Origin of the sequence: Sabulicella rubraurantiaca, from assembly GCF_017355885.1 — a bacterium.
In the GTDB taxonomy this organism is placed as follows: domain Bacteria; phylum Pseudomonadota; class Alphaproteobacteria; order Acetobacterales; family Acetobacteraceae; genus Roseococcus; species Roseococcus rubraurantiacus.
Genome location: NZ_JAFEUU010000042.1, coordinates 1 through 6,667, shown reverse-complemented (window position 1 = coordinate 6,667; position 6,667 = coordinate 1). Strand labels below are relative to the sequence as shown.

The 6,667-nt window shown below is 71.7% G+C and carries 6 protein-coding genes; 4 read left to right on the top strand and 2 right to left on the bottom strand.

All coding sequences use genetic code 11. The annotated features are described in order from the left end of the window. Both JTJ31_RS24160 and JTJ31_RS24155 read left to right on the top strand, forming a co-directional pair. On the top strand, positions 1 to 531 hold a 531-nt coding region (locus tag JTJ31_RS24160; RefSeq protein WP_207541301.1), incomplete at its 5' end, for an SDR family oxidoreductase. A 20-nt stretch (positions 532 to 551) separates the two neighbouring features. Then, the gene (locus tag JTJ31_RS24155) at positions 552 to 1,436 is read left to right on the top strand and encodes a glycosyltransferase (RefSeq protein WP_207541300.1); all 885 of its coding nucleotides are present in this window, start codon (positions 552 to 554) and stop codon (positions 1,434 to 1,436) included. Here the strand turns inward: JTJ31_RS24155 and JTJ31_RS24150 are convergent. Continuing rightward, entirely contained in the window at positions 1,348 to 3,603 is a 2,256-nt protein-coding gene (locus JTJ31_RS24150) for a glycosyltransferase (protein ID WP_207541299.1), read from the bottom strand. The two genes, JTJ31_RS24155 and JTJ31_RS24150, sit on opposite strands and share 89 nt — an antisense overlap. Before the next feature lie 131 nt (positions 3,604 to 3,734). On the opposite strand from JTJ31_RS24150, the gene JTJ31_RS24145 reads away from it, so the two are divergent. Both JTJ31_RS24145 and rfaE1 read left to right on the top strand, forming a co-directional pair. Then, positions 3,735 to 4,712, top strand: a complete 978-nt coding sequence (locus tag JTJ31_RS24145) for an NAD-dependent epimerase/dehydratase family protein (RefSeq protein ID WP_207541298.1) — start codon at positions 3,735 to 3,737, stop codon at positions 4,710 to 4,712. Then, positions 4,709 to 6,127 carry a D-glycero-beta-D-manno-heptose-7-phosphate kinase gene (gene rfaE1, locus JTJ31_RS24140; RefSeq protein WP_457852423.1) on the top strand — a complete coding sequence of 473 codons (1,419 nt, stop codon included), beginning with the start codon at positions 4,709 to 4,711 and terminating at the stop codon, positions 6,125 to 6,127. The genes JTJ31_RS24145 and rfaE1 overlap by 4 nt, the downstream gene beginning before the upstream one ends. A 189-nt stretch (positions 6,128 to 6,316) precedes the next feature. Here rfaE1 and JTJ31_RS24135 read toward each other — a convergent pair. Beyond that, positions 6,317 to 6,667: M10 family metallopeptidase C-terminal domain-containing protein (locus JTJ31_RS24135; protein WP_207541296.1), on the bottom strand; the 351-nt coding region annotated here is incomplete at its 5' end.

Below are 6,667 nucleotides of genomic sequence, written 5' to 3'. Positions count from 1 at the left end.
GCGCCCAATCCGCTCGGCGCCTATGGCCGCACCAAGCTGGCCGGGGAATGGGCGGCGCTGGCGGTGAACCCGAAGACGGCGGTGTTCCGCACCGCCTGGGTGTTCAGCGCGGTCGGGCGCAACTTCGTGAAGACCATGCTGAGCGTCGGCGCGCAGCGTCCGGAACTGCGCGTGGTGGCGGATCAGCACGGCAACCCCACCGCCGCGCCCGACCTCGCCGACGCTCTGGCCGGCGTGCTGGCCCGCATCCGCGACGACGGATGGCAGGACAAGCATCGCGGCGTGTTCCACATGGCTGGCGGCGGTCACACCAACTGGCACGCATTCGCGGAGGCGATCTTCAGCGCCGCCGCGCCCTTCGGCGGGCCGCGACCGGTTGTCCATCCCATCGCCACGCACGAATACCCGGTGAAGGCCACGCGCCCCGCCGATGGGCGGCTTGAGCAGCGCAAGCTGCAAGCCGTGTTCGGCGTCGCGCTGCCGCCCTGGCAGCAAGGGCTGGAGCGGGTGATCCGGGCCCTGCACCCCTGACGCTCCCGCGCATCCTCGTCTTGCTTTCCACCTTCGACGGGGAAGCGCATCTCGGCGCGCAGCTCGATAGCCTGGCGCGGCAGGAGGGGGTGGATTGGCGCCTCCTCGTCCGCGACGACGGTTCCTCCGACGGGACGCCCGCGCTGCTGGACGGCTTCGCCGCCGCGCATCCGGAACGGGTGCGGCGCATGCCGGGCGGGGAGAGGCTGGGCGCTCTCGCCTCCTTTACCGCGCTGCTGCGCGCGGCGGAGGCGGCCGACGCCTATGCCTTCATGGATCAGGACGATGTGTGGTTGCCCGGCAAGCTGGCCCGCGCCGCGTGCCTGCTGGATGAAGGGCGGGAGGCGGTGTGCGGAAGGCTGCGCCTCGTGGATGCGGCGCTGAATCCTGTCGGGCTCTCGGCCGTGCCGGACTTCCCGCCACGCTTCGCCTCGCTGCTCGCGCACAATGTCGCGGCGGGCTGCACCATGGCGCTGTCGCCGCGTGGCCGCGAGATGGCGCTGGCCGCGCCACCGCCATCCGGCACGCTGCATGATTGGTGGTGCGCGCTGCTGGTGACCGGGCAGGGGGGGCGCCTCCTGTTCGACGAGGAGCCTTGCATGCTCTACCGGCTGCACGGCGCGAACCAGGTAGGTGGGGCGGGTAGCCTGCCATCCCGCGCCCTGCGCGCGATGCGGTCCGGGCGGCCCGATGGGCTGCGCCTCTTGCGGACGCATCTGGCCGCGCTGGAAGGTGTCGCCTTGTCGCCCGAGGCGGCGGAGGTCGCCGCGAAGCTCCGCCGGATGGCCAGGGCCGGCCCGGTGGAAAGGCTGCGCCTCAGGCGGGAGACGGGGTTCCGTCATCATGCGGCGCTGGGGGATGCGCTGCTGACGCTCTGGCTGCTCGCCGCGCCGCCGCCTCCGTGAACGCCGCCTCCAGCGCCGCACGAACCGCGCTGGGGGAGAGCCGCTCGCGCACATAACCCTGCTGTGCCGCGGAGGTCGCCCGCCAGGCCTCGTCATCATCCAGCAGTCGAAGCGCCGCATCGGCCAGGGCCTGCGCGTCGGTGGCCACGGCGCAGGGCGCGTCGCGCAGCCCCTGCACGCCGACGGGCGTCGTCACCAGCGGCAGGCCTTCCTGCATCGCCTCCATCACCTTCAGCTTCACCCCGGCGCCGAAGCGCAGCGGGCAGATGGCGACGCGCGCCGTGGAATAGCGGCGGCGCAACTCGGCATCGGAGACGCGGCCCGTCACCTCCACCAGCGGCCCCGCCAGGGCGGAGACCATGGGGGTCGGGTTCGCCCCCACCAGGGCGAGGCGCGTGCCGGGCCGGGCGGCGTGGATGCGCGGCAGGATCTCGCCGACCAGCCAAGTGGCAGCGTCCACGTTCGGCGGATGCGCGAAGCCCGCGACGAAGAGCAGCCCGTCGCGGTCTTCCGGTCCCGGCGCCTCGGCCGTCGCCTCGGGCAGGGTGAAGGAGAGCAGCGTCATGGTCGCCGTGCCAGGAGCGAGGCGGCGCACGGATTCCGTCTCCTCGTCGGACAGGTAGATCACGAGGTCGGAATCGGCCCAGACCGCGCGTTCCTGCTCGAGGAGGCGCGCCGCTTCCTCGCGCAGCGCCGCGGCGCGGCTGGGCGCTTCCGCTTCCAGCAAGGCGGCCTCGCGCTCCACGCGCTCATGGTGCAGGTCATGGCCGTAGAACAGGATGGGCGCGTGCGGGGCGTGGCGCTTCAGTGCCGGCAGAAGCGCTTCCGCCACATGGGGGCGGGACAGGATGACCTCGTCCAGCTCCGCGCCATGGGTGCGGGCCCAGTCTTCGAAATTGGGGCGGTGCGGGTCGGTAGGGCACTCGACGCCCAGCGCTTCCAGCGCCTCCCGGTAGCCCGGCATGTCGAGCCCGTTCAACGCCCAGAACTTCACCACGTGGCCCTGCGTCAACAGCGCCTCCACCAGCGAGAGCGTGGCGCGCGAGCCGGCATCCTGGTCGGGGGTGAGGAGGTTGTTGTCGGCCAGCAGCACCACGCGCCGCGCGCCGCCCTTCGGCGCGCGGTCGCGTGCGCGGATCAGGTTGGTCGCCGGCTCCTCGCGCAGATCCATCGCCGCGCGGTGACGCTCGTGCAGCTTGCGGAGATTCGTGACCTGATACGCCTTGATGCCCTTGGTCAAATCCGTGCCGTGCGACGCGCCCTCGTGATGGATCACCGTGGCGTTCGGCACGTAGAGGGTGCGCCACCCGGCCGCGCGCAGGCGGAAGGCGAGGTCCGTATCCTCGCAATAGGCGGGCAGGAATTCCTCGTCGAAGCCGCCCATCGCCTCCCAGGCGGTGCGAGGAAGCATGATGGCGGCGCCGGAGCAGTAATCCACCTCGCGCAGATAGGTGTATTCGGAGCGGCGCGGGTCCTGCCGGTTGCCCCAGTTCCAGGCCGAGCCGTCGCGCCAGAGCAGGCCGCCCGCCTCCTGCAGCCAGCCTTCGGGATAGAGCAACCGCGCGCCGGCCAGCCCGACCGGGCCAGGGAAGCCTGGATGCGGCTGGGTGATGGCGGCGTGCAGCGCGTCCAGCGCCCCGGGCATCACCTCGGTGTCGTTGTTCAGCAGGAACAGGAACTCGCCGCGCGCCTCGGCCATGGCGGCGTTGGCCGAGCGAAGGAAGCCGAGATTCTTCGGCCACTCGAAGAGGCGCAGTCCCTGCACGGCCCGCAACCTCGCCATCTCCGGGTCGCCCGAGGCGTCCTCGGCCAGGATCACCTCGAAGGTTAGGGCAGGCGGATAGGCGGCGAGGGTGGCGAGGCAGCGCAGGCAATGGGTCAGCTGCCCATAGGCCGGGATCACCACGGAGATGAACGGCTGCTCGGAGGTCGGAAGGCGCAGGTCCTTGGGGTCGGGCAGGCGGAAGGGGGCGGGGAGGCCCAGCTTGCCCCGCATGTCGAGCCGCCAGCCCAGAGACACCAGCGCTCGTTCCGCCACGAAGGAGAGGCGCGCCTTCACATAGCCGCGGCGCTGCCAAAGCTCATGCCGCAGCCGCCCCTCCCGCGTCCATTCGGCGATGCGCCGGCTGCGGCGAAGCTGGCGGCGGAGGAAGGTCTCGGCGGGCATCTTGGCTAGGTGATAGCAGGGGGGTGGCGCCGCGCAACCGGCTTCCCCCGCGGGGAGAGGGCGGCTAGAGCATCGGGCCATGATCCCATGCCCGCCGACCGGCTTCCTCCCTCTTCGAGACGCCGGCTGATATGGGCGCCGTGCTCGTCACCGGCGCGGCCGGCTTCATCGGGGCGCATCTCTGCCGCGCCCTCCTCGCCCGGGGCGAGGAGGTGGTCGGGCTCGACAACCTCAACCCCTATTACGACCCGGCGCTGAAGGAACGGCGCCTTGCCGCGCTGGCCGAGGGGGCGCGACCCGGGCAGTTCCGCTTCCACCGGCTCGACCTCGCGGATCATCAAGCAGTGCTGGCGTTGATGGCGGAGGCTGGGATCGATCGGGTGGCGCATCTCGGCGCGCAGGCGGGGGTGCGATGGTCGTTGGAACAGCCCTTCGCCTACACGGCCAGCAACGTCACTGGCCAGCTTTCAGTGCTGGAAGGGGTGCGGCGGTCGGATGGGCGTATCCGGCACACCGTCTATGCCTCCACCTCCTCCGTTTATGGCGCCCGCACCGACGGCGCCTTCCGCGAGCAGGACCGCACTGATCATCCGGCCTCGCTCTACGCTGCCACCAAGAAGGCGGGCGAGGTGATGGCGGACAGCTATGTGCGGCTCTACGGGCTGCGGCTGACGGGGCTGCGCTTCTTCACCGTCTATGGTCCCTGGGGCCGACCCGACATGGCGGTGTGGCTCTTCACCGACGCGATGACGCAGGGCCGCTCCATCCGCCTGTTCAACGAGGGGCGGATGCGGCGCGATTTCACCTTCGTGGACGACATCGTGGCCGGGGTGCTCGCGGCGCTGGACAATCCGCCCGACGGTCCGGCGCACCGTCTCTATAATATAGGCAACAGCCAACCCGAGGAGCTGACCGAGCTGGTCGCGGCGCTGGAGGAGGAGCTGGGGGTGAAGGCGCGGCGCGAACTCCTGCCGATGCAGCCCGGCGACGTGCCGGCCACCTTCGCCGACACCTCCGCCATGCGGCGCGATTTCGGTTGGGCGCCGACCACGCGGCTGCGCGACGGCATCCGCCACTGGGCGCGCTGGTGGCGGGAGTATCACCGTTGAGCCCGCTCCTGCCGCGCCGCGTCGTGGTGCTGGGCGACGTGATGCTCGACCGCTTCCTGTATGGCGAGGCGCGGCGGCTCTCGCCCGAAGCACCGGTGCCGGTGGTGCGGCTCGGCCGGCGCGATTCCATGGCGGGCGGCGCCGGCAACGTGGCGCGAAATCTGGAGGCGCTGGGAGGCGAGCCCGCGCTGCTCGCCCTTGCGGGGAATGACGCGGAGGGCGGGGAACTGGCATCCCTGCTTGGTCCGGCGGCGCGGCTGGTGCGGCGCCCCGGCCGTCGCACCACGGTGAAGCTGCGCGTCATCGCCGCGCGGCAGCAGGTGGTGCGGGTGGACGAGGAGCAGGAGCGCCCCGCCGACACGGCGGAGGAGGAGGCGCTGATCCAGGCCCTCGCCGACGTGCTGCCGGGTGCGGCGGCGCTGGTGCTGTCCGACTACGCGAAGGGCGTGCTGACGCCGCGCCTTTGCGCCGAGGCGATCACCATGGCGCGCGCGGCGGGGGTGCCCTGCCTCGTGGACCCCAAGGGGCGCGACTTCGGCCGCTATGCCGGCGCGGACCTCCTGACCCCCAATGCCGCCGAACTGGCCGAGGCGACGGGAATGCCCGTCGGGACGGACGCCGAGGCCGAGGCCGCCGCACGTGCCCTGCTGGAGCGCGTGCCGGTCGGAGCGGTGCTCGCCACGCGGTCGGAGAAGGGAATGCTGCTGGTGCCGCGCAACGGCGCGGCGGCCTCCGTCCCAGCCCAGGCGCGGGAGGTGTTCGACGTTTCGGGCGCGGGCGACACGGCCATCGCCACGCTGGCGCTGTCGGTCGCGAATGGGCGCGACCTCGAGGAGGCGATGCGCCTCGCCAATGCCGCGGCCGGGATCGTGGTCGGCAAGCTGGGCACGGCCACCTGCTCCGCAGCGGAACTGGACCACGCGCTGCGCGAGGCAGAGGGCGCGGTGGGAGAGGCGCTGCCGGAGGCGGATGCGGCGCGGCTGGTGCGGGAATGGCAGGCGGCCGGGCTGCGGGTCGGCTTCGCCAATGGCTGCTTCGATATCCTGCATGCCGGCCACGTGCGGCTGCTGCGCGACGCGCGGCGCCATTGCGACCGACTGGTCGTGGCGCTGAACGACGATGCGAGCGTGACGCGGCTGAAGGGGATGGGGCGCCCGCTCAATCCCCTGGCCGACCGTGCGGCGGTGATCGGCGCGCTGGCCGCGGTGGATGCGGTGACGAGCTTCGGCGAGGACACGCCGCTGGAGCTGATCCTCCAGCTTCGGCCCGACCGGCTGTTCAAGGGCAGCGACTACACGCTGGACCAGGTGGTGGGCGCACGCGAGATCGCGTCATGGGGTGGGGAGACGGTCCTGCTCGACCTGCTGCCGGGGCGGAGCACGACCCGCCTTGTGGAGAGGGCGCGCCGGAAGTGAAAGCGGGCTGAGCGCTCATCCACGCCTATGCCGCTTGCCAAGGTGGCATCCGCTCCTGCCGGCTTCACACAGTGCACCGACCGAACGCGGCGATCCCGAAGCCGGACCTCGCAAGAAGGAGGCGCTTCGGGACCGTAGAGACTTGCGACGCGGCCGGACCCCGCTTGGTGGGGCCCGGCGGTGTTCATCTCAGACGAAGGAGAAGTCCTTTTGGGAGAGCATGGCGGCCTTGATGCCGTCCAGGGTCACGGCCATGTCGGCGACCGCATCCCCGTTCACGTCCAGCTGCAGGGTCGAGGTCGCGTCCTCAAAGCGGGCCTGGGTGAAGCCCAGCTTGGTGAAGCCGCCCGCGCCCAGCCACATGAAGTTCTTCTGCCCCAGCCCCTCGAAGGCCAAGAGGTCCTGGCCCGCCTTGAAGTCGGTGATGCGGTCAGGCGCCGCCAGCATCGAGTCCAGCGTGGACTTGAACAGGAACCGATCAGGCCCGCTCCCGCCGGTCAGCCGGTCCTGGCCCATGCCGCCATAAAGCACGTCCGCCCC

Excerpts from the sequence above, each read along its gene's own strand:
- JTJ31_RS24150 (WP_207541299.1), bottom strand. The coding sequence starts at position 3,603 with ATGCCCGCCGAGACCTTCCTCCGCCGCCAGCTTCGCCGCAGCCGGCGC.
- JTJ31_RS24145 (WP_207541298.1), top strand. The coding sequence starts at position 3,735 with ATGGGCGCCGTGCTCGTCACCGGCGCGGCCGGCTTCATCGGGGCGCAT.